Consider the following 19,519-nt stretch of genomic DNA (forward strand, 5'->3'; position numbering starts at 1 on the left):
TGATATGGCAGAGAACACGACTTCCACGGTCCTCAACGTCTCGGACATCTCCAAGCGCTTTGGCGGCTTGCAGGCACTGTCCGACGTCAACATGAAGATAGAGCGGGGGCAGGTCTATGGCCTGATTGGCCCTAATGGCGCCGGTAAGACGACTTTTTTCAACGTCATCACTGGTCTGTATACGCCAGATACCGGCAAGTTTGAGCTGGCTGGCAAGCCCTACGAACCTACGGCCGTGCACAAGGTGGCAAGAGCGGGAATTGCCCGAACCTTCCAGAACATTCGCCTGTTTGCCGAAATGACGGCGCTTGAGAACGTGATGGTGGGTCGCCATGTGCGCACGCATTCGGGCTTGCTGGGCGCGGTGTTTCGCACCAAGGGCTTCAAGGCAGAGGAAGCTGCGATTCGCCAGCGGGCACGAGAGCTACTCGACTATGTGGGCATTGGGAAATATGCCGATTTCAAGGCCCGCACGCTGTCCTATGGCGATCAGCGCCGGCTGGAAATTGCCCGCGCGCTGGCCACCGATCCGCAGTTGATCGCTCTGGATGAACCTGCCGCTGGCATGAATGCGACGGAGAAGGTGCAACTGCGTGAACTGATTGACCGCATCCGCAATGACCACCGCACCATTTTGCTGATTGAGCACGATGTCAAGCTGGTCATGGGGCTCTGCGATCGCGTGACAGTGCTGGACTACGGCAAACCCATTGCCGAAGGCACGCCTGCCGAAGTGCAAAAGAACGAAAAAGTGATTGAAGCCTATCTGGGCACCGGAGGCCATTGAATATGCAGGAACAAGTGCTGGAACAAGCCCGGATGGCCAGCTCCGCAGCGCCGGTGCTGCTGGAGGTGCGTGGGCTCAAGGTGGGCTACGGCGGAATTCAGGCCGTCAAAGGGGTGGATTTTGTCGTGCATCAGGGCGAACTGGTGTCGCTGATTGGCTCCAATGGTGCGGGCAAAACCACCACCATGAAAGCCGTTACTCGCGGCTTGCCTATTGCAGATGGAGAAATTCTGTATCTGGGCAAAAGCATCAAGGGCAAAGGAGCCTGGGATCTGGTAGCCGAAGGTCTGGTCATGGTGCCAGAAGGGCGCGGCGTGTTCGCACGCATGACGATCACCGAAAACCTGCTCATGGGTGCTTACACGCGCAATGACAAGGCCGGTATTCAGGCCGACATTGAGCGCATGTTTGGTATCTTTCCTCGCCTTAGAGAGCGCAAAGATCAGTTGGCGGGAACGATGTCGGGTGGTGAGCAGCAAATGCTGGCCATGGCGCGTGCCTTGATGAGCCAGCCCAAGGTGCTGCTGCTGGATGAGCCATCCATGGGCCTGTCCCCTATCATGGTGGACAAGATTTTTGAGGTGGTCAGCGATGTTTATGCTCTGGGCGTCACCATGATGCTGGTGGAGCAAAACGCCAGTCGTGCACTGGCGCTGGCTGACAGGGGCTATGTGATGGAGTCTGGAATCATCACCATGATGGGTCCGGGGCAGACTTTGCTCAAGGATCCTCGTGTGCGCGCAGCCTATTTGGGCGAGTAGACCTTCATTCGGGTATTCGAGAGGTTGCAGCTGGCTCTGGGGCGGCTCATTTTGAGCATGCTCTGGAGTCTCAATTTCCTGCAGAAATCCCCGTAAACTGAAGAATATGACAAATAAATGACGTTTTTTTTGGGTTTTTGAATGTTTTTTTAATTTCTTTTTGATTCTTTTAAATTCCTTTCAATGCTTTGAAAGAATTTGCTTATTACAAAAAGAAATTTTTAGAACTTATTCGCGTGATTTTTTACTGTCATTTCACACCAGATACTTTACGCAATTTTCATTGAGAGAAATCTCTTTCTCTGCATGAGCTGCAGCCGTCTTATCAGGATTTTGTGGGAAGAACACGGTGTGTTTTATTTTTCGTGGCCCTTGAAGGGCTGTCTTGTTTGCGCGCTGAAACGCACAAGGACTCAAGAGTAAACTTCGCCCCGTTTAAGCCGGGAACCATGCTCTTTTGCTGTGAGTCGCCTGGTTTCTTTTCCCCGGTAAGGAGCATTCATGCTATTTGGCAAGCTATTGCCGCGAGAAGGCAATTTTTTCGAGATGTTCAATCAGCATGCAGACCGCATTGTTGAAGCAGCTCATGCTTTCTCGCAACTCGTTGCAAATTACAACGACCCCCATCTGCGCGAAAAATACAACGCAGACGTCGATAACGCCGAGCGCGCCGCTGACCGCATCACCCATGATGTAACCAAGCTGCTACACAAGACGTTCATCACCCCTCTGGATCGTGAGCACATTCACTCGTTGATCAATACCATGGATGACGTGGCTGACCTGATTCAGGACTCGGCCGAGACCATGGCTTTGTACGACGTGCGTCACATGACGGAAGAAATCACACGTCTGACCGACCTGTGTGTGCGTTGCTGTGAACGGGTGCGTGATGCCGTCAAGTTGCTGGATCGCCTTTCGGATCCCTCCATCGTGGACGCCACGAGCAAGACCTGCGATGAGATTGATCGTCTGGAAAGCGATGCTGACCGCGTGATGCGAGCTGCCATGAGCAAGCTCTTCCGTGAAGAGCCCGATGTTCGTGAAGTGATCAAGCTCAAGGCTATCTATGAGCTGCTGGAAACCGTTACAGATCGCTGCGAAGACGTAGCCAATCTGATCGAGGGCATCGTCCTCGAGAATTCCTGATTCTCGCTGGAGCCCGATCATGGAACCGGTACAGGCAGCCCTCTGGGTTGTGATTTTGCTGGTGGCGCTTGCGTTGCTGTTCGACTTTATGAACGGCTTTCACGACGCTGCCAATTCCATCGCCACCGTAGTCTCTACGGGGGTGCTCAAGCCCGCTCATGCGGTGATATTTGCTGCGTTCTTCAACGTGGTGGCGATTTTTGTCTTCCATCTGAGCGTGGCGGCCACGGTGGGCAAGGGCATTGTTCAGCCGGGTATTGTGGATACGCACGTCGTGTTCGGTGCCTTGGTGGGTGCCATTACCTGGAACGTCATCACCTGGATCTACGGTATTCCCAGTAGCTCTTCGCACGCCTTGATCGGTGGCATTGTGGGTGCGGTGATGGCCAAGGCTGGCGCTGGCGCGCTGATTGCCAGCGGTATCTGGAAGACAGTGGCCTTCATCTTTGTGTCTCCCGTGCTGGGCTTCCTGCTGGGTTCCCTGATGATGGTGCTGGTGGCTTGGATTTTCCGCCGCGCAAGCCCCAATCGCGTGGATAAGTGGTTTCGTCGTCTGCAGCTGGTTTCTGCCGGCGCTTACAGCCTGGGTCACGGTGGTAACGATGCTCAAAAGACCATCGGTATCATCTGGTTGCTGCTGATTGCGACGGGCTACACCAATGCAGCTGACTCAGCACCACCGACGTGGACTATTGTGAGCTGCTACCTAGCGATTGGCATGGGCACTATGTTTGGTGGCTGGCGCATCGTGAAGACCATGGGTCAGAAGATCACCAAGCTCAAGCCCGTTGGCGGCTTCTGTGCTGAATCGGGTGGCGCTTTGACACTGTTCTTCGCAACCTTCCTGGGCGTACCTGTGTCGACCACACACACCATCACCGGCGCAATTGTGGGCGTAGGTTCTACCCAGCGAGCCAGCGCAGTGCGCTGGGGTGTTGCTGGCAACATCGTCTGGGCCTGGGTTTTGACGATTCCAGCGAGCGCCTTTGTGGCTTCTATTGCCTATTGGGTCAGCTTGCAGCTGTATTAATCTGCTACTGGATTCATAGCTTCTATCGCATATGAGTCAAGGGATTGATGAAAAAAAAGGCTTCGCATTGCGAAGCCTTTTTTATGCCTGAATCCGGGATCAGTCGACGTGTTTCTGCAGTCCAAACAATGCCGGGTTTTGCAGCAGTGACTTGATTTGGCCAACCGGCACCGGGGCGCTGAATAGATAACCCATGAAGTGCTCGCAACCATGCTGCGCCAGCAGTGCACGTTGCTCAAGGGTTTCAACACCTGCGCCGACCACGGTGATTTTGTGACGGCCAGCTAGCGCAATCGCGGCTTGAACCGCAGCTTCGCTGGCATTGTTGGGGCCAAGGCGCTGAACCAGTGAATGTGCGAGCTTGAGCTGGCACAAAGGCAATTGACGCAGCACCTCGGATGTACTGGAGCCGCTGCCAAAGTCATCCAGCGACAGTCGCAGACCAATGGCGCTCAGGCGGCTCAAGGCGTGAATGATGTCGGCATTGACGGGGTTCAGGGTTTTGGTTGAAAGCTCCAGCACGAGCAGGGCGGGGTTGGCACCCGTTTGCGCAATGATGCTCTCAACTTGCTCAGCCAGATCCGAATGCTGCAGTTGCTTGGCGCTGATGTTGACGCACACGGCCTGATGGCTCAGTTGTGGATCATTCTTCCATTGAGCCAGTTGCTCGCAGGCGGCCTGAATGCTCCAGCGGCCCAGTGGAACAATGATGTCGGTTTCTTCTGCAACCGACAAAAAGATGCTGGGTGGCACCAGACCACGGCTAGGGTGGCGCCAGCGCAGCAAGGCTTCGAGTCCACTCACGTCGCCGCGGGTGGAGTACTGGGGCTGGTAATGCAGTTCAAACTGACCCAGACGCAGTGCTTCACGCAGACCATGTTCCATGCGGGATCGGTCTACGGGCTGAATTTTCTGCTCGGGGCTGAAGAAATGCAGACCCGGCGCTTCCTCGTCGCGCAGACGGTACATGGCGGTTTCAGCCTGCTGCAGCAACTCGGTGGCCGAGCGGGAGTGAGGGCCGAACAAGGTGGCACCGATATTCGCCTCGAGCTTCACAGTCTGATTGTTGAGCTGGTAGCTGGTGTTCAGGCTTTCCTGAAGTCTCTCCCCAAGCCGCTCGACCAACAGGTTGGCCAGTTCAATATCTGGGGAAAGATCAGACACCATGATGACAAAGTGCTTGGCATCCATGCGAGCCACGGTATCGCAGGCGCGCACGCAGCTGAGCAGGCGCTGTGCAATATCTGACGCGAGGTAGGTACTGGCCTCATCGGCGTTCAGGTGGGTAAAGCCCTTGGCGGGCTCCATGTCGATGGTTAGCAGAGCTCCACGCCAGCCGGTACGCTCAGACTGGATCATGGATTGCGACAGACGATCCAGCAGTAGGCGGCGGTTGGGCAGGTTGGTCAGGGCATCAAAGAATGCCAGGCTTTCCGCGTCGCCTTCACTGGCAACCAGCTCCTTGCAGGCCAGCACGGTGTAATTGGCCGAAAGAGCGTGAGCCGACAGGCTGACCTTGCGCCTATTGGGTAGTTGTATCTGGATGCTGGTCTGCTGGCGCGTGATCAGGGACAGCTGGCTCTCGGCAATGCTGTTCAGGGTTGGCGCAGATGTGGTTGGTGCAGATGCCGCAGCAGATTGCAGAACCGTCTGCAGTGTTGCGCCAACCTTGAGAGTCGGTACAAGCCAGGGAAAGAGGCGCAGGTAACCATCATTCCAGCGCTGAGCCCGGTTTTGCGCATCCAGCAGCACATAGCCGCTGCTGGTCTGTTCAAGAATGCGGAAAAGCTGCTCTCCGTACACGCCCACCAGGCTGGTGGCTGCCGGGAAGGGGCTTTGCCCATGTACTTCGGATTTGACAGACTTGTCGGCAGGTACGGACATAAAACCTCGTCAGGCAAGTGCAGCGAGAACGCCTAAGGATCCAGAGTCTGAGAGAGGCGAAGTCGTTGCAAGATGTTCTTCAGATTGGCATTGTGGGTTCTGTCGGTTGATAGGGAAGCGTTTTAAAGCGCTTAAATCTCAAATTAGACTTTTACTTACAAAAAATGCATGTTGAAAATAAGTTTTATCAGGCTCATCCCTTGGATCAAAGACTCTGAATCTGTTTTATTGCGATATTTTTCGCGCCTCTTGCACCTGATATTCAAAATAATGCTGAAAGCTATAGGCAATGCTGGCCATCAGCACGGTGGCACCAAACATCAGCGATAGTGCAATGGCGAAAATCGTGGTCCATCGTGTTCCGCCCGCAGGTGCATCAGAAGCTGCGCCGGGGTTGAAGTGGGCATTCCAGGCCTGCTTGTCCATTAGCCCATAAAGAATGGCGCGCAGTGCGCACCCGGCGATGGTGAAGCCCAGCATGGGGATGAGAATCCAGCTCAGTTGGTCGTCCTGACCAAGCTGCTGGACTCGCTCAATTCCGTAAATACCCAGAGCGGTAGGGATAGGTAAAAGCCAGCCCAACCAGTCACCCAGGCCGTAGAGGTAGAAGCGGTGCAAGCCCAGTGGGCCACCCAGAAATGCCAGCCAGGCGGCGACAGTCTTGTTCTTGGCGCGAGAGGTGGGGGCCGTAGCGGGCGCAATAGGGTTCATGGCAGGGAGCAGAAGCTGAAAGCGATAAGACCAGTCCATTATTCCCGTCATGCGGGTCTTCTGGCACAGGGCAAGTGCGGTCTAACTGGTGATAGACCTTTGCACTGCAGCTGTTCATTTTTCGAGCTGTAGGCATCGTGGACAGAAATCGATATAATTTCCTGTTTTACGGCGTGTCGCTGGCCGGGTGGTCATGTCGCGTGTCTCAAACGCTGTAAGAAAACCTGCGCAGCTGGTCAAATTTTTGATGGCACTGGCTGTAACCACCCGAAGGAAACATCATGGTTGTTATTCGTCTCTCCCGCGGCGGCTCTAAAGCTCGTCCTTTCTACAACGTAGTTGTTGCTGACAAGCGCGTTCGTCGCGACGGTGCATTCATCGAGCGTCTGGGTTTCTACAACCCTAGCGCCCGTGGCGCCGAAGAAGGCCTGCGTCTGGCTCTGGACCGCGTTGCTTACTGGAAGAGCGTTGGTGCTCAAGCTTCTGATACGGCTGAACGCCTGATCAAGGAAGCTACCAAGAAGGTTGCTGCCTAATTTTATTAGGTGGCGGCTTTTTTAAGCGCCTTATCAAAGCGGGTTCCGTTGGCTTGCCTGACGGGACCCGTTTTTTATTGAATTTCTGAAATCTCTCTTTCGCTGATCCCCATGAGCCACATGCCTCTTCTTCAAGCTACGAGCTTGCCTGCTGATGCCGTTGAAGTCGGTCGCATTGCCGATGCCTGGGGAATCAAGGGCTGGTTCAAAGTCCAGGCGTTCAGCAGCGCCCCTGATGCACTGTTTGCTGCCAAGAACTGGTTCTTGCTGCCTTCGGAAAAGGGTGCCAAGCAGTTCACAGGGACTGTAGTTTTGCCCGTCAAACAGGCGCGTTTTCATTCCGATACTGTGGTGGCTACCTCCCCTGAAGTGGCGGACCGCAACGCGGCTGAAGCCTTGCGCGGTGCTCGCATCTTTGTAGCGCGTGAGCATTTTCCCAAGACCGATGACGGCGAGTTTTACTGGGTCGATCTGCTGGGCTTGTCTGTAGTCAACCGAGAAGGTGTGGCTCTGGGCGTTGTCACGGATCTGATGTCGACTGGCCCACAGACCGTGCTGGTGCTGGGCTATGAAGTTGAAGGCAAGGAGCAGGAGCGCCTGATTCCTTTTGTTGACGCCTATGTGGACTCGGTTGATCTGGCCACCAAGCTCATCGTCGCCGACTGGCAGCCTGATTATTGAATGTGAATGCGTAAGCACTATTAATTAAATAGCTGCTTACGCTTGTAGATCATGCGTTTCGACATCATTACCCTGTTCCCTGAGTTATTTGCCCCGTTTCTGGAAAGTGGGGTGACTCGCCGCGCTTACAGCTCTGGCCAGGTCGCAGTGCACTTGTGGAACCCGCGTGACTGGGCCGAAGGCAACTACCGTCGCGTCGATGACCGCCCCTTTGGCGGCGGCCCCGGCATGGTGATGATGGCCGAGCCCTTGCAGCTGTGTCTGAATGCGATTCGCGCAGCCCGCATCGAGGCGGATGCGCAAGAGCAGTCCGAGCCCGCACCTGTAGTTTTGTTTTCGCCCATTGGCACCACGCTCAAGCATGCGGTGGTGGCGGAGTGGGCCGAAAGCCGTGGCGCGGTACTGCTTTGCGGTCGCTATGAAGGTATTGACCAGCGCTTTATCGATACCCACGTTACGCATCAGCTGAGTCTGGGAGACTTTGTGCTCTCCGGCGGAGAACTGGCGGCCATGGTGCTGCTGGACTCTCTGGCGCGATTGCAGCCGGGTGTGCTCAACGACGAAGGCAGCTTTCAGCAAGACAGCTTCAACCCTGCACTGGATGGTTTGCTGGACTGTCCGCATTACACCCGCCCCGAAGTCTGGAATGGGCAGGATGTGCCGCCTGAGCTGTTGTCTGGACACCACGCCAACATCGAGCGCTGGCGCCGTGACCAGCGCCTGCGCATTACGACGCAGCACCGCCCGGAGCTGATTGAGCAAGCTCGGAAACAGGGGCTTCTCAATGCCAAAGACGAAGGGTTTTTGGCAAAAACAGCTCCCAAGCTATAATCTTAGGCTCTTTGATCCTCTATCCGGCCGCTGCAAGGAATAACGGATCTGCTTTCGAGCAGTTCCTGTAATGCAGCAATGGCACCAATCCCGGTGCTTGCCAATTCTGGCGCGGACAAGATCCAAGTGGATTTACATCATGAATCTGATCCAGACTCTCGAGCAAGAAGAAATTGCTCGCCTGAACAAGACTATCCCCGAATTCGCTCCTGGTGACACCGTCATCGTGAGCGTGAACGTGGTTGAAGGTGCTCGTAAGCGCGTTCAAGCTTACGAAGGCGTTGTGATTGCTAAGCGTAATCGTGGCCTGAACAGCGGCTTCACAGTGCGCAAGATCTCCAGCGGTGAAGGCGTGGAACGTACGTTCCAGACTTACTCCCCTCTGATCGCTGGCATTGAAGTCAAGCGTCGCGGTGATGTGCGCCGTGCCAAGCTGTACTATCTGCGTGAACGTAGCGGCAAGTCTGCTCGTATCAAGGAAAAGCTGCCTCAGCGCCGCGTTAAGACTGCAGCTGCTGCTCAGTAATACGCGCGTCGGAAGTGATTCCGTAAAAGCCGCTACAGTTCGCTGTGGCGGCTTTTTTTATGGCTGTCGTGTTTTTGCTGTTCTTGCTTTTGCTCCTGTTTGGGCTGAATACATGCCTGCATCTGATCAATCCTCTACTCTCTCTACTGGCATCGCAGACCCCAGGTTGGCGCGATTGCTGGGCATTGACCATGGGCTGCCCCCGGTTCCCTTGGGCGCTCAGACCGTTCAAGCCCTGCGCACACGCTTCGCACAGCCGCCGCAGTGGTCCCCTGAGTACATGTCAGAAAAGCGCTTTACCACTCGCGAGCCTTCGGATGCCGCCGTGCTGGTGCCCATCGTGCTGCGTGAGCAGCCGACAGTGCTGCTGACCGTGCGCTCGGCAAAGCTGTCCACGCACTCTGGGCAGGTGGCTTTTCCGGGTGGCAAGCGCGATCCGCAGGATGTATCGGCCGAGGCCACAGCGCTGCGCGAGGCGCATGAAGAGGTGGGGTTGGCCCCCAAGAATGTGGAGGTGCTGGGGCGTCTGCCTGTCTATGTGACGGGGACGGCATTCAATATCACGCCTGTGGTGGCGCTGGTGCACCCGCAGCCCAGCTACTTTCCGAATCCGGGCGAAGTGGCTGATTTGTTTGAAGTTCCTTTGTCCTTTTTGCTCAATCCTGCTCACCACGAGCGCCATGCCATGCAGTGGCAGGGTGTAGATCGAGAGTGGTTCGCCATGCCCTATCAGGATGGCGAGCGGCAGCGCTACATCTGGGGTGCGACGGCAGGCATGTTGCGCAATCTTTACCGTTTTTTGGCGGCTTGAGACGTTAGTTGTAACAAGCTGACAAACAGCCCCGCTATGATGAAGCAATGAGTTTCTTTGCCATCTTGATCGCCTTGCTGCTGGAGCAGGCGCGCCCGCTGGCCCGGTCTAACCTGGTGCAGGCGGGCTATCGCGCCTGGACTGTGACCGTTCGCAGCAACTTTGATGCTGGCAAGGCGCACCACGGCTGGCTGGCCTGGACTATGGCGGTCTTGCTGCCCTGCGCCATCGTGCTCGGTATCTTCTGGGCCTTGCTGCAACTGATTGGCTGGCCTGCTGCCATGCTCTGGAACGTGGCTGTGCTTTATGTCACGCTGGGGTTTCGCCAGTTCAGCCATCACTTCACCCACATTCGTGATGCGCTGGATTCAGGAGATGAATTTGCCGCTCGCCAGGCGCTGGCCGACTGGCAGCAGGTGGACGCCAGCGAGGTGCCGCGCAGTGAGGTGGTGCGCCATGTCATCGAATATTCGGTACTGGCCGCGCACCGCCATGTGTTTGGCGTGTTGTTCTGGTTTTCGATTTTCTCGGCATTGGGGCTGGGCCCGCTGGGCGCGATTCTGTACCGCATGGCGGAATATCTGTCGCGGGCCTGGTCACGCAAGGGCGCTGAAGGCTTGCAGGCCCCGACCAGTGAGCGCCTGCAGTCTGCCGCAGCCAAGGCTTGGTATGTGATTGACTGGCTGCCTGCGCGGCTGACGGCGCTTTCCTTTGCCATGGTGGGTAGCTTTGAAGAGGCTATCGATAACTGGCGGGTTTACGCCCAGCGCTTCCCCAATGACAACGATGGCGTAATTTTGGCCGCCACTGCCGGTGCCATCAATGTACGCTTGGGCGGTGAGGCCTTGCGCCGGCGCGATGCGGGTTACGGCGAAGAGGGGGCTGATGCGCAGTGGGAGAGTGGCAGCGACTCCACCCCGGGGCGCGAGCCTGAAATGTCCCATTTACGCAGCGTGGTGGGCTTGGTCTGGCGCTCGGTAGTGGTCTGGCTGCTGTTGCTGGCTCTGCTGACGTTTGCTCGCCTGCTTGGGTAATCCGTTAAAAAAGCAGCTAGCGCTTATGGGTTAAGCGTTACCTGCTATGGATTTAGCGAACGTCTGCGATGACCGTGATCGCAGCGCCGATTCAGTATCCCACTTGGCTCAGCTCATCGAACAGTTCGCTATAAATACGGTAGCGGTTATCGCTGATCGGTAAATCGTCAGAGCCATTTTTCACTACATCAATCACTCCGCAGCCCGGCTCATGCAAATGGGTGCAGTTGTAGAACTTGCAGTTCTTGGCATGGGCACCAATGTCTGGCATACAGGCGGGCAACTGCGTGGGGGCGATGTGATAGAGGCCAAATTCCTGGAATCCCGGTGAGTCCATGATGGCCGTAGTACGCGCCTCATCCACCCAATACAAGGTAGTGCTGGTGGTTGTGTGCTTGCCGGTGTTCAGAGCCTGCGAAATTTCTTTGGTCGCAACCTTGGCGTCTGGTAGCAGCAGGTTGATTAAAGTGCTTTTGCCTACGCCCGAAGGCCCAAGCACCAGGGTCGTCTTGCCTTGCAGCAGGCCAATGATGGCATCGCGGTCCTCTTCGTCGGCATCTTCCAGCGATAGGGGGAGCACCATGTAATGGGGTGGGTCTTCCACGGAATCACGCATGCTGCGGTAGGGGGCCAGCCGCTCCCAGGCGCGCAAGAAAGGCTCTTCCAGATCCATCTTGTTCAGCGCAATGATGGGCGTGATGTGAGCCGCTTCGGCGGCAATCAAGGCGCGGGCGAGTTGCACTTCACTGAACACAGGTTCGGCCGCTATCAGAATCAGGAGCTGGTCGAGATTGGCGGCAAAAGTTTTGGTGCGAATGTCATCTTGACGGTAGAAGACATTGCGGCGCTCGAGTACTTTCTCGATCGTGCCTTCATCGCCCTGACCAGGTGGGGGCGCCAGCCACAGCACATAATCGCCCACAACTGCCTGGCTTTTTTTGCCACGCGGGTGGCAGATGCGGCGCTCGCCGTCCGGTGTTTCGACCACGCAGTGGCGACCATAGCTGGCAACCACCAAGCCTGCCTGAGTATCAGCGGTTGCTTGGGTGCGGGGTCGCTGTCCTTGTTTTGCCATAGAAATCAGGCCAGCTTCAGCAGTGCTTCGATGCGGCGAGCGCAGTCGATATCGGTTTCAGAGATGCCGCCCACGTCGTGCGTGTTCAGGCTCACCTTGCAGCGGTTGTAGCCCACTTCCAGGTCGGGGTGGTGGTCTTGCTGGTGGGCAATCAGGGCCAGCGCGTTCACAAAGGCCATGGTTTCGTAGAAATTGGCAAAGCGGTAGGTCTTGCTGATGGCGGGGCTGGTATCGCTACCCACTAGTACCCAGTCTTCAAGGGCGGTGAGCTGCGCGCGCACATGCTCGGCGCTGAGGGCGCTGCGCTTGAGCTGGGACCAGTCTTTTTGTTGCAGGGTTGAGGTGCTCATGAGAAAGCTCGTGTGGAGTTACAAACTGCCGCTGGGGGCCGGCATGCGAGCCAGTCGATCCACTGCGGGAGGGTGTGAGTAGTAAAAGCTCACATACCAAGGGTCTGGCGTGAGGGTTGAGGCATTGTCCTCGTAAAGCTTTAGCAGTGCTGAAGCCAGTTGAGCACCATCGGTTTGCTGCATGGCATAGGCATCGGCTTCAAACTCGTCTCGGCGTGACATGGCAGACATCAGCGGCGTGATGAAGAAGCTGAACACAGGCACGGTCAGCATGAATAGCAGCAGAGCAATGGCATTGTTTTCTGCAGGCACGCCGAGGTGCTTGCTCTCCAGAAGCGGCACGCCCAGCCCTGAGTAAAACCAAGGCTGCTGGCTGATCCAGCCCAGTAGCGCAAAGCCCATCAGCGACACGCCAAACATCATCACCATGCGCTTGGTGATGTGCTTGTGCTTAAAGTGGCCCAGTTCGTGGGCCAGCACGGCTTCTACCTCGCCTGGGCTCAGTTGCTTAAGCAGGGTGTCGAAAAACACCACGCGCTTGGAGTTGCCAAAGCCCGTGAAATAAGCGTTGGCGTGGGCCGAGCGGCGACTGCCATCCATCACGAACAAGCCCTTGGCTGCAAAGCCGCAGCGCTCCATTAAGTGGGTGACGCGGGCTTTGAGGCTTTCATCGGCCAGCGGCTCAAACTTGTTGAACAGCGGCGCGATAAAGCTGGGGAAGATCCACATTAGCAGCAGATTGAAGGCCGTCCACGCGGCCCATGCCCACAGCCACCACAGTGGGCCGGTTGAGCCCATCAGCCACAGGATCAGTGCTGCCAGCGGCAGGCCGATGATGGCACCGACCAGCGTGGACTTGAGCAGGTCGCCCAGCCACAGACCCGGCGTCATCTGGTTGAAGCCAAATCGCTGCTCCAGCTTGAAGGTCTGGTAGATCGACAGCGGCAGCTCGATGACGGCAGAAATCAGTGCAAAGCAGGCCAGCAGGGCCAGTTGCTGCCACAGACCGGGGTTGATGAATTCAAGCAGCTCGCGGTTGAGCCAGTCCAGCCCGCCCAGTAACGTCCAGCACAGCAGCACAGCGGCAGACAGGGTGATGTCAATCAGCGAGACCTTGGCTTTGGCCAAGGTGTAGTCCGCCGCCTTTTGGTGTGCGGTCAGGCTAATGCGGTGAGCAAAGGCGGCGGGCACTGCCGGGCGGTGCTGGGCCACATGGCGCACCTGGCGAGAGATGAGCCATACACGCAGCAGCCATTGAAGGGCCACTGCGGCTGCAAATAGCAGCGAAAGCGGCAGAGAAAAATCTAGGTTGGAAGCCATGTATTGGCAGTGTAGGCGACAATTTGCGCCATGTCTGAAGCTTCCTGTACGAATTCCGCCAGTGCTGCGCCCGTGGCGGCGACCCCTGTTGTGCTGCCCAAATCCGACCTCAATATGGTGTGGCTGGACTGCGAAATGACGGGGCTGAACCCGGACCACGATCGCATCATCGAAATTGCGGTGGTGGTCAGCAGCTCCGACCTGCAAACGCGTGTTGAAGGCCCTGTTTTTGCGATTCACCAGTCCGATGAACTGCTCAACGGCATGGATGCCTGGAACAAGGGCACGCACGGCAAAAGCGGCTTGATCGACAAGGTAAAGGCCTCTGTCATTACCGAAGCCGAAGCTGAAGCTGCGCTGATTGCCTTTTTGAGTAAATACGTGCCCAAGGGCAAGACACCGCTGTGTGGCAACAGCATTGGCCAGGACAGGCGCTTCATGGAACGCTATATGCCCAAGCTCAACAACTTCTTTCACTATCGCAACATCGATGTGAGCACATTGAAAGAGCTGGCCAAGCGCTGGAAGCCTACGGCCTATACCTCTTTCAAGAAGGCGCAGCGTCACACCGCCATGGCTGATGTGCATGAATCCATCGACGAGCTGCAGCATTACCGCAAGGAGTTGCTCAGCGCCTGAGGGTGGTTTGCTGCGGGTAGTCATGCTCGCAGCAGGGTAGATACAACTTTTCTACTTGCGGGAAAACCCGGTGTGTGAGACAATGCGTTGCTTACCCGATCAATGGGTAATTTTTGCGCATCTCCATCACACACGGGTTCTTACTTGCGTACAACGGCCTGCATACAGCCGATACGCCAAGACATAACACCCATCTGCCCCGTTTTGCGAACGGGCCAGTCAAAGTTTGACGGTGGATGTTGATAACCAACCGTCAAAAGAAGCGAGCAGCACGCTGACTGCGTCGCTTTTTTCGTGAGCTATTCATGACAGAAAACTCCCTAGAGCAGGGCCAAGTGGCCGCTGCTGATATTGCTTTGTCTTCGCCTGAAATCGATTCCCGTCTGGACGCCATGCTGGCCGACATGGACGCAGAAGACGCTGCTGCTGAAGAAATTTCCTCTGAAGAGGTTGCCGCTGAAGAAGTGGCTGAAGAAGTTCCTAACGGCTTCGTAGAACTGGGTCTGGCCCCTGAGCTGGTTCAGGCCGTGGCTGATCTGGGTTACACCCAGCCCACACAAGTGCAGGTCAAGGCCATTCCTCTGGCCATGGGTGAAGGCGCTGATGCCAACGGTTTCATCGACCTGATGGTCTCCAGCCAGACTGGCTCCGGCAAGACTGCTGCCTTCCTGCTGCCCGTGCTGCACACCCTGATTCAACAACGCGCTCAAGCTGAAGTTGAATCCAAGGCTGAGTTCGAGCGTCTGTGCGCTGAAGCCGCAGCCAATGGTGAACCTGCTCCTAAGCGTGCCAAGCGCAAGGACCCCACCAACAACCGCAATTTCAAGGCTGCTACTCCTGGCGCCCTCATTCTGTGCCCCACACGTGAGCTGGCTCAGCAAGTTGCGCATGACGCCATCGAGCTGGTCAAGCACTGCCGCGGCATTCGTGTTGCCAACGTGGTGGGTGGTATTCCTTACCAGCTGCAAATCGCCAAGCTGCAAAACGCTGACCTGGTGGTGGCCACTCCTGGCCGTCTGCTGGATCTGCAGCGCTCTATGCAGATCAAGCTGGACAAGGTACAGTTCCTGGTGGTTGACGAAGCCGACCGCATGCTGGACCTGGGCTTCTCCGACGATCTGGCTGAAGTCAATGTGATGACTGCCCAGCGCAAGCAAACCATGATGTTCAGCGCTACGTTTGCACCTCGCGTGCAACAGCTGGCCATGCGTGTGATGCACGACAACGGTTCCGGCGTGAAGAAGCTGACGATTGATTCGCCTCAGGAAAAGCACGCCAGCATCAAGCAAGTGTTGTTCTGGGCTGACAACGCTCAGCACAAGCGCAAGATGCTGGACCACTGGCTGCGTGACAGCAGCATTAACCAGGCCATCGTGTTTGCATCCACACAAGTGGAATGTGACGGCCTGGCTACCGACCTGCAGCAAGACGGCTTCTCCGCCGTGGCTCTGCACGGTGCTCTGAGCCAAGGTCTGCGTAACCGCCGCCTGATGGCTCTGCGCAACGGTCAAGTGCAAATTCTGGTGGCAACGGATGTGGCCGCACGCGGTATCGACGTGCCCACCATCACCCACGTCTTCAACTACGGCCTTCCCATGAAGGCTGAAGACTACACCCACCGTATCGGTCGTACCGGTCGCGCTGGTCGCGAAGGTACTGCTGTGACGTTTGCGGAATTCCGTGACCGTCGCCGTGTGTTCGATATCGAAGCCTACACACGTCAGCAATTCAAGGCTGAAGTGATTCCTGGTCTGGAACCCGTACAGCGCGCCCCCGCAGGCGGCGACCGTGATGGCCGTCGTGGTGGTGGCGGTGGTGGCCGTGGTTTCGGTGGTGGTGCTCGTCGTGATGGCGACGGCTATGGCCGCAAGCCCGGCTTTGGCAGCTTCGGCGGCGGCGCTCGTGGTAACGACCGCGGCGGTGATCGTGGTGGCTTCGGTGGCGATCGCGGTAATGACCGTGGTGGCGATCGTCCAGGCTTTGGCGCACCTCGCGGTGACCGTTTTGCGGATCGCGGCGGTGACCGTGGTGGCGATCGTGGCTTCGGCGGCGGCCGTCCTAGCTTTGGCGGTGACCGTCCTCGTGACGACCAGCGCGGCTTCGGCGGCGGTGATCGTGCTCCTAGCCGTGGTGGCTTCGGCGGCGATCGCGGTGGTGACCGTGGCGGTTTTGCTGGTCGCAGCGAAGGCGGCGAAGCCCGTAAGAGCTTTGGTGGTCCTCGTGATGGCGCCCATGCCGGTGGCGCTCGTGAAGGTGGCTTCCGCGGTGGCGAATCGCGTGGCTTTGGTGGTGGCGGCGATCGTCGTCCAGCCTTTGGCCAAGGTGCAGGCAAGCCTTACCAGCCTCACGGAGACCGTGGTGGCGATCGCGGCTTTGACCGCAAGCCCCGCGCTCCCCGTCGTGACGAGCGTTAATCGCTGATTCAGGCTTGCGCTTGAACCATAAAAAAGCCGGCTCTTGTAGCCGGCTTTTTGTTGTGCGCTTTATCAAAAAGAGGAGCTGCTTGCGCTTGATTAATAGGAATTTCAGCTATGAATGAGTCTGAACTCCTTATTTGTCAGGCGCTGGTAGCTCTTGTTATTTCAAAGCTCTGAAGCTGTGCGGCCAATCTCAGGCCAGTGGCGGTGCAGATACATCCAGGCAATCAGGCCAACCAGCATCATGCAAATCGATCCTATGGCCAGCAGCACGGCTGAGTGCATGACCAGCGGCGCAATCACCCCGGCCACAATGCCGTTGGCGACAGAGCCCACAACGGCCTGCAGGGATGAGGCAAGGCCGCGTCGCTCGGGGTGAACATCCAGCACCAGCAATGTGACCACGGGCACCATCAGTGCCCAGCCGTAGGCGAACAGGCAGATGGGAATCAGCGCCCAGCTCACATGCGCGGGCCAGATCAGATTGGCCGCCAGATTGATGATGGAGGTCACGAACATGATCAGAAAGCCGTGGCGAATCTGCCGCTTCGGCGCAATGCGCCCGGCAAGCCTTCCGCTGGTCCAGCTGCCGGCCATGATGCCGCCAATGGTGGAGACGAAAAACCAGAAAAACTGAGTCGGCTCCAGCTGCAAAATATCGCCAAGAAAGGCTGGTGCGGATAGCAAGTACAGAAACATGCCGTTGAACGGTATGCCGCTGGCCAGTGCCAGCAGCAGAAAGCGTGGGTCCGTCAGCAGAATTTTGTAGCCCTGCATCAGCGGCTTGAACTCAAAGGGCTGGCGTTTTTCTGCGGGCAGGGATTCTGGCAAAAACTTCACGTTGATAGACCAGAGCAGAATGCCAATCAGCGTCAGAAACCAGAACACGGATTGCCAGCCCAGATGCACAAACAGCCAGCCGCCCATCACGGGCGCCAGCGCCGGGGCAATGCCGAAGAAGATGGTGATTTGTGCCATCAGACCTTGGGCCTGAGCGGGTGGGAAAATATCTCGAACAATCGCGCGTGACACCACAATGCCAGCGCCCGTGGACAGGCCTTGCAGGGTGCGAAAGATCACCAGCTGGGTAATGTTCTGGGACAGGGCGCAGCCGGCGGATGCCAGTGTGAACATCACCAGTCCCCAGAGGATGACGGGGCGGCGACCAAAGCTATCGGCCAGTGCGCCATGGAACAGGTTCATGAAGGCGAAGCCAAAAAGATAGGCAGACAGCGTCTGCTGCATCTCGATAGGGGTTGCGCCCAGGGCTTTGGCGATACCCGAGAACGCCGGAATATAGGTGTCTACCGAGAACGGGCCGAGCATGCCGAGGATGGCAAGCAGCATGGCCAGAGTCCAGCGCGGTCCGCGCCAGAAGGTGGAGAGATTATTTTGCATAGTGAATCTTGAAGGCTTGCACGGTTGTGCGCCGGCTTGGCGGCCGATATGCCTGCATGATGCCTGAGATACCCGCTGCAGCCGTGACAGAACTCACGCTTTGATGGGGCCGGTAGGGGGGGTGAGAGTGCCGAAGTGCCAAACAAAAAAGCCAAAGCTCGTGAGAACTTTGGCTTTTGAATATTTGGTGGGCCCTGAGTGATTCGAACACTCGACCAACGGATTAAGAGTCCGCTGCTCTACCAACTGAGCTAAGAGCCCGCCGGAGTAAACCGGAGGTTTGATCTGCGAGAAACAGATCGAATAAATTTTGGTGGGCCCTGAGTGATTCGAACACTCGACCAACGGATTAAGAGTCCGCTGCTCTACCAACTGAGCTAAGAGCCCGCCGGAGTAAATCCGGAGGATCAATCTGATGCGAAACCAGACTGAAGAATTTTGGTGGGCCCTGAGTGATTCGAACACTCGACCAACGGATTAAGAGTCCGCTGCTCTACCAGCTGAGCTAAGAGCCCCACATCTCGCCTGCACTGCAAGCAAGACCGCAATTATGCGCTATTTCTGGAGGGCTCGCAGGAAAACCCGCGGTTTTTTTCAATCCAGCGCATTGCGTCTTTGCAATTCCACATACAGGCCGGCTTGATCGAGATCACCCAGGCCGTTCTTTACGCCCTCGGCATAGAGCTGTTCTAGCAAGCCAGTAATGGGGGCGTCAAAGCCGATTTCATCGGCGGTGGCCGTGGCGTTGCGCATGTCTTTGAGCTGAACTGTCATGCGGCCGCGCGGTGCAAAGTCGTGGTTGACCATGCGTTCGCCATGCACCTGCAGAATACGGCTGTCGGCAAAACCGCCCGAGATCGCTTCACGCACCTTGGCAGGGTCGGCTCCACCGCGTTCGGCCAGCAGCAAGGCTTCGGCCACAGCGCCAATGGTGATGCCCACAATCATTTGGTTGGCTAATTTTGCCAGCTGGCCTGCGCCATGCGGGCCCACATGGGTGGCACGGCCCAGTGCCGCAAAGACGGGCAGGGCACGTTCAAAATCTGTGGCATCACCACCAGCCATGATGGCCAGTGTGCCAGCTTCTGCGCCTAGTGTGCCGCCGGAGACGGGGGCATCAAGGTGCTGCACGCCCAAGGCGTTGAGTTTGCTGGCATGTTCACGCGCTTCACGTGGCTGGATGGAGGCCATGTCGATAAAGAGTGAGCCTTTGGGCATGGCGTCGGCCACGCCCAGATTGAACAGCACTTCGCCGACGATGGCACCGCTCTCCAGCAGGCTCACGGCAAAGTCCACACCGAGTACGGCGTCTGCGGCGTTGTCGTGAATGGTCACTCCGTCAGCGACCAGCTGATCAGCCTTGGCGCGGGTGCGGTTCCAGGCGTGGACTTCATGGCCGGCCTGAGCAAGGCGGCGCGCCATGGGCAGGCCCATCATTCCTATGCCCAGAACGGCGATCTTCAAAGTGCTCATTGCGTTGTTTCCTTGGAGTTTTTTATGAATACCCACATGCTAAGCCCTGAGCGCTCTGGCAATGGCTGGGGTGAGCACAGATCAGTTGTGTGCACTGAGCGCAGAA

Annotated in this window: 19 protein-coding genes and 3 tRNA genes; 12 read left to right on the forward strand and 10 right to left on the reverse strand. The window is 57.0% G+C overall.

Going from position 1 to position 19,519, the window contains the following annotated elements; all coding sequences use genetic code 11:
- Positions 1-4 precede the first annotated feature (4 nt).
- The 4 genes from HF327_RS10580 to HF327_RS10595 all read left to right on the forward strand — a co-directional run bounded on the left by HF327_RS10580 (position 5) and on the right by HF327_RS10595 (position 3,727).
- Positions 5-787, forward strand: a complete 783-nt coding sequence (locus HF327_RS10580) for an ABC transporter ATP-binding protein (RefSeq protein WP_169108197.1) — start codon at positions 5-7, stop codon at positions 785-787.
- A 2-nt stretch (positions 788-789) separates the two neighbouring features.
- Positions 790-1,548, forward strand: a complete 759-nt coding sequence (locus tag HF327_RS10585) for an ABC transporter ATP-binding protein (protein ID WP_407927036.1) — start codon at positions 790-792, stop codon at positions 1,546-1,548.
- A 501-nt stretch (positions 1,549-2,049) separates the two neighbouring features.
- Positions 2,050-2,697, forward strand: coding sequence for a DUF47 domain-containing protein (locus HF327_RS10590; RefSeq protein ID WP_099738344.1), 648 nt, complete (start codon positions 2,050-2,052; stop codon positions 2,695-2,697).
- A gap of 19 nt (positions 2,698-2,716) precedes the next feature.
- Positions 2,717-3,727 carry an inorganic phosphate transporter gene (locus HF327_RS10595; protein ID WP_169108198.1) on the forward strand — a complete coding sequence of 337 codons (1,011 nt, stop codon included), beginning with the start codon at positions 2,717-2,719 and terminating at the stop codon, positions 3,725-3,727.
- Positions 3,728-3,826: 99 nt separating this feature from the next.
- Here HF327_RS10595 and HF327_RS10600 read toward each other — a convergent pair whose 3' ends face one another.
- Both HF327_RS10600 and HF327_RS10605 read right to left on the reverse strand, forming a co-directional pair.
- Complete coding sequence (locus HF327_RS10600) at positions 3,827-5,611, reverse strand: putative bifunctional diguanylate cyclase/phosphodiesterase (protein ID WP_169108199.1); 1,785 nt, start codon at positions 5,609-5,611, stop codon at positions 3,827-3,829.
- Positions 5,612-5,836: 225 nt separating this feature from the next.
- The gene (locus HF327_RS10605) at positions 5,837-6,322 is read right to left on the reverse strand and encodes an NINE protein (RefSeq protein WP_169108324.1); all 486 of its coding nucleotides are present in this window, start codon (positions 6,320-6,322) and stop codon (positions 5,837-5,839) included.
- Between the two features lie 281 nt (positions 6,323-6,603).
- Here HF327_RS10605 and rpsP point away from each other — a divergent pair, with 281 nt between their 5' ends.
- The 6 genes from rpsP to HF327_RS10635 all read left to right on the forward strand — a co-directional run bounded on the left by rpsP (position 6,604) and on the right by HF327_RS10635 (position 10,741).
- On the forward strand, positions 6,604-6,858 hold the full coding sequence (gene rpsP / locus HF327_RS10610; protein ID WP_169108200.1) for a 30S ribosomal protein S16: 255 nt from the start codon (positions 6,604-6,606) through the stop codon (positions 6,856-6,858).
- A gap of 111 nt (positions 6,859-6,969) precedes the next feature.
- Positions 6,970-7,539 (forward strand): ribosome maturation factor RimM, encoded by a 570-nt coding sequence (gene rimM / locus HF327_RS10615; RefSeq protein WP_169108201.1) that lies wholly within the window; start codon positions 6,970-6,972, stop codon positions 7,537-7,539.
- 51 nt (positions 7,540-7,590) lie between these two features.
- Positions 7,591-8,370 (forward strand): tRNA (guanosine(37)-N1)-methyltransferase TrmD, encoded by a 780-nt coding sequence (gene trmD / locus HF327_RS10620; protein WP_169108202.1) that lies wholly within the window; start codon positions 7,591-7,593, stop codon positions 8,368-8,370.
- Between the two features lie 139 nt (positions 8,371-8,509).
- A complete protein-coding gene (rplS, locus tag HF327_RS10625; protein ID WP_099738331.1) occupies positions 8,510-8,896 on the forward strand; it encodes a 50S ribosomal protein L19 in 387 nt (128 codons plus the stop codon).
- A 112-nt stretch (positions 8,897-9,008) separates the two neighbouring features.
- Positions 9,009-9,707 (forward strand): CoA pyrophosphatase, encoded by a 699-nt coding sequence (locus HF327_RS10630; protein ID WP_169108203.1) that lies wholly within the window; start codon positions 9,009-9,011, stop codon positions 9,705-9,707.
- 47 nt (positions 9,708-9,754) lie between these two features.
- Positions 9,755-10,741, forward strand: coding sequence for a CobD/CbiB family protein (locus tag HF327_RS10635; protein ID WP_169108204.1), 987 nt, complete (start codon positions 9,755-9,757; stop codon positions 10,739-10,741).
- Positions 10,742-10,832: 91 nt separating this feature from the next.
- On the opposite strand, the gene rsgA is transcribed toward HF327_RS10635, so the two are convergent.
- From rsgA to HF327_RS10650, 3 genes are read right to left on the reverse strand one after another with little or no spacing between them, the layout of a single operon-like run.
- Complete coding sequence (gene rsgA, locus HF327_RS10640) at positions 10,833-11,816, reverse strand: ribosome small subunit-dependent GTPase A (RefSeq protein ID WP_169108205.1); 984 nt, start codon at positions 11,814-11,816, stop codon at positions 10,833-10,835.
- A 5-nt stretch (positions 11,817-11,821) separates the two neighbouring features.
- On the reverse strand, positions 11,822-12,166 hold the full coding sequence (locus tag HF327_RS10645) for a 4a-hydroxytetrahydrobiopterin dehydratase (RefSeq protein WP_169108206.1): 345 nt from the start codon (positions 12,164-12,166) through the stop codon (positions 11,822-11,824).
- Positions 12,167-12,184: 18 nt separating this feature from the next.
- Complete coding sequence (locus HF327_RS10650; protein ID WP_169108207.1) at positions 12,185-13,486, reverse strand: M48 family metallopeptidase; 1,302 nt, start codon at positions 13,484-13,486, stop codon at positions 12,185-12,187.
- A 30-nt stretch (positions 13,487-13,516) separates the two neighbouring features.
- Between HF327_RS10650 and orn the strand changes: the two genes are divergently transcribed.
- The gene (gene orn, locus HF327_RS10655) at positions 13,517-14,125 is read left to right on the forward strand and encodes an oligoribonuclease (RefSeq protein ID WP_169108208.1); all 609 of its coding nucleotides are present in this window, start codon (positions 13,517-13,519) and stop codon (positions 14,123-14,125) included.
- Positions 14,126-14,430: 305 nt separating this feature from the next.
- Positions 14,431-16,539: a DEAD/DEAH box helicase gene (locus HF327_RS10660; RefSeq protein WP_169108209.1), complete on the forward strand. Its 2,109-nt coding sequence runs from the start codon at positions 14,431-14,433 to the stop codon at positions 16,537-16,539.
- Between the two features lie 168 nt (positions 16,540-16,707).
- Here the strand turns inward: HF327_RS10660 and HF327_RS10665 are convergent, their stop codons facing one another.
- The 5 genes from HF327_RS10665 to HF327_RS10685 all read right to left on the reverse strand — a co-directional run bounded on the left by HF327_RS10665 (position 16,708) and on the right by HF327_RS10685 (position 19,413).
- Positions 16,708-17,940, reverse strand: a complete 1,233-nt coding sequence (locus HF327_RS10665) for a multidrug effflux MFS transporter (RefSeq protein WP_169108210.1) — start codon at positions 17,938-17,940, stop codon at positions 16,708-16,710.
- Positions 17,941-18,125: 185 nt separating this feature from the next.
- Positions 18,126-18,201, reverse strand: a tRNA-Lys gene (locus HF327_RS10670).
- A 50-nt stretch (positions 18,202-18,251) separates the two neighbouring features.
- Positions 18,252-18,327 (reverse strand) — tRNA-Lys (locus HF327_RS10675).
- Positions 18,328-18,379: 52 nt separating this feature from the next.
- Positions 18,380-18,455: transfer RNA gene (locus HF327_RS10680), tRNA-Lys, on the reverse strand.
- A 79-nt stretch (positions 18,456-18,534) separates the two neighbouring features.
- A complete protein-coding gene (locus HF327_RS10685; protein ID WP_169108211.1) occupies positions 18,535-19,413 on the reverse strand; it encodes an NAD(P)-dependent oxidoreductase in 879 nt (292 codons plus the stop codon).
- Positions 19,414-19,519: the final 106 nt, after the last annotated feature.

The sequence above is a fragment of the Comamonas suwonensis genome (assembly GCF_012844455.2).
GTDB classification, from domain to species: Bacteria; Pseudomonadota; Gammaproteobacteria; order Burkholderiales; family Burkholderiaceae_C; genus Comamonas; species Comamonas suwonensis.

What these genes read in the sequence shown, in the direction of transcription:
- HF327_RS10585 (WP_407927036.1), top strand. Translation starts at nt 790, where the DNA reads ATGCAGGAACAAGTGCTGGAACAAGCCCGGATGGCCAGCTCCGCAGCG.
- trmD (WP_169108202.1), top strand. Translation starts at nt 7,591, where the DNA reads ATGCGTTTCGACATCATTACCCTGTTCCCTGAGTTATTTGCCCCGTTT.
- rsgA (WP_169108205.1), bottom strand. Translation starts at nt 11,816, where the DNA reads ATGGCAAAACAAGGACAGCGACCCCGCACCCAAGCAACCGCTGATACT.
- rplS (WP_099738331.1), top strand. Translation starts at nt 8,510, where the DNA reads ATGAATCTGATCCAGACTCTCGAGCAAGAAGAAATTGCTCGCCTGAAC.
- HF327_RS10605 (WP_169108324.1), bottom strand. Translation starts at nt 6,322, where the DNA reads ATGAACCCTATTGCGCCCGCTACGGCCCCCACCTCTCGCGCCAAGAAC.
- rpsP (WP_169108200.1), top strand. Translation starts at nt 6,604, where the DNA reads ATGGTTGTTATTCGTCTCTCCCGCGGCGGCTCTAAAGCTCGTCCTTTC.
- HF327_RS10600 (WP_169108199.1), bottom strand. Translation starts at nt 5,611, where the DNA reads ATGTCCGTACCTGCCGACAAGTCTGTCAAATCCGAAGTACATGGGCAA.
- HF327_RS10645 (WP_169108206.1), bottom strand. Translation starts at nt 12,166, where the DNA reads ATGAGCACCTCAACCCTGCAACAAAAAGACTGGTCCCAGCTCAAGCGC.
- HF327_RS10630 (WP_169108203.1), top strand. Translation starts at nt 9,009, where the DNA reads ATGCCTGCATCTGATCAATCCTCTACTCTCTCTACTGGCATCGCAGAC.
- rimM (WP_169108201.1), top strand. Translation starts at nt 6,970, where the DNA reads ATGAGCCACATGCCTCTTCTTCAAGCTACGAGCTTGCCTGCTGATGCC.
- orn (WP_169108208.1), top strand. Translation starts at nt 13,517, where the DNA reads ATGTCTGAAGCTTCCTGTACGAATTCCGCCAGTGCTGCGCCCGTGGCG.
- HF327_RS10595 (WP_169108198.1), top strand. Translation starts at nt 2,717, where the DNA reads ATGGAACCGGTACAGGCAGCCCTCTGGGTTGTGATTTTGCTGGTGGCG.
- HF327_RS10580 (WP_169108197.1), top strand. Translation starts at nt 5, where the DNA reads ATGGCAGAGAACACGACTTCCACGGTCCTCAACGTCTCGGACATCTCC.
- HF327_RS10685 (WP_169108211.1), bottom strand. Translation starts at nt 19,413, where the DNA reads ATGAGCACTTTGAAGATCGCCGTTCTGGGCATAGGAATGATGGGCCTG.
- HF327_RS10590 (WP_099738344.1), top strand. Translation starts at nt 2,050, where the DNA reads ATGCTATTTGGCAAGCTATTGCCGCGAGAAGGCAATTTTTTCGAGATG.
- HF327_RS10665 (WP_169108210.1), bottom strand. Translation starts at nt 17,940, where the DNA reads ATGCAAAATAATCTCTCCACCTTCTGGCGCGGACCGCGCTGGACTCTG.
- HF327_RS10650 (WP_169108207.1), bottom strand. Translation starts at nt 13,486, where the DNA reads ATGGCTTCCAACCTAGATTTTTCTCTGCCGCTTTCGCTGCTATTTGCA.
- HF327_RS10660 (WP_169108209.1), top strand. Translation starts at nt 14,431, where the DNA reads ATGACAGAAAACTCCCTAGAGCAGGGCCAAGTGGCCGCTGCTGATATT.
- HF327_RS10635 (WP_169108204.1), top strand. Translation starts at nt 9,755, where the DNA reads ATGAGTTTCTTTGCCATCTTGATCGCCTTGCTGCTGGAGCAGGCGCGC.